At 60.5% G+C, this 906-nt stretch carries 2 pseudogenes; both read right to left on the bottom strand.

Annotation, left to right across the window (positions count from 1 at the left end):
- A pseudogene (locus IB244_RS31545) lies at positions 1-458 on the bottom strand (hypothetical protein); the annotation flags it as partial.
- Positions 458-906, bottom strand: a pseudogene (locus IB244_RS31540) (hypothetical protein); the annotation flags it as partial. The pseudogenes IB244_RS31545 and IB244_RS31540, both read right to left, overlap by 1 nt.

Here is a 906-nt window from a genome sequence, read left to right as displayed (position 1 = left end):
GGCATCGTTGGTGATGTCGCGGAAAGCGAAAACAGAACATCGACAACGCCCGTGTCAGACCGCTGGATCAGAAATACGTGATATGTGTTGTCCCCAACCGAACCGGTGTCTAGTCCACCCTGATTGGTCCCAACTGCCCATGCTGCGTCTAGGCGCTTGGTGAGGGCGGACGCAAGAGCCATCGTGCGCGGGTCGGTCGTACTGTCCGTCGTCGCCATGCCAACAGCAATATCGATGTCGTTCGTCGCATCGCCTGCGTTGTTGGAGAGCGTTAGGCCGTAGAGTGCGCCCTGAATGGCAAACCGACGTGGTGAAACATCTGTGGCGATTTGGGCCATGATGGTTCGGAAGGCGTCATCGAAATTCAGAACGGCGTTCGTCCCGAGGATGCCAATCCCTGCGATGTCGGTATTGCTGCCAACCGACGTGGAGTAATCATAGATCGAGTTTTTCGCCATCAGTAGAGACCCTTCCCGCCTGAAGAGAGAGCGCGTGAGAATTGACCGGAGGTGTTCGCAACGGACTGCCCGTAGGAGGTTAGCGAACCGTCTCCGCGAGATTGAGATTTCGGAGCTTCAGGAAAATAAGAGGGGCTGTTGGTCCCCAAGATCCCGCCGGGGCGCGTGACGACGTTGCCGAGAAGACCACCCCCGAGCGCGCCGACAGGCCCGAGCGCGAGGCCACCAAGGACGGCGCCGAGGATGCTCCCTGCTGCTTCTTTGGCCTTGCTGCCGAACTGCGACGGGGCCTTATTGAACGGCTGCTGGTCGAGGTAGGCGCGCTGTGCTGCAACCGCTCGCTGCTCTTGAGGTGAGAGAAGCCCACCGGAGAGTCCAGGCTGTGCGTCGAAGGCGGGGGGCTGGACGGCAGCCGTCTTGATCGAGGCGGGCTCTGCATAGGCGCTCG

The organism is Rhizobium sp. RHZ02, from assembly GCF_014851575.1.
GTDB lineage: Bacteria > Pseudomonadota > Alphaproteobacteria > Rhizobiales > Rhizobiaceae > Rhizobium > Rhizobium altiplani.
The sequence above is the reverse complement of the archived record's forward strand: the minus strand, read 5'-3'. Positions and strand labels throughout refer to the sequence as shown.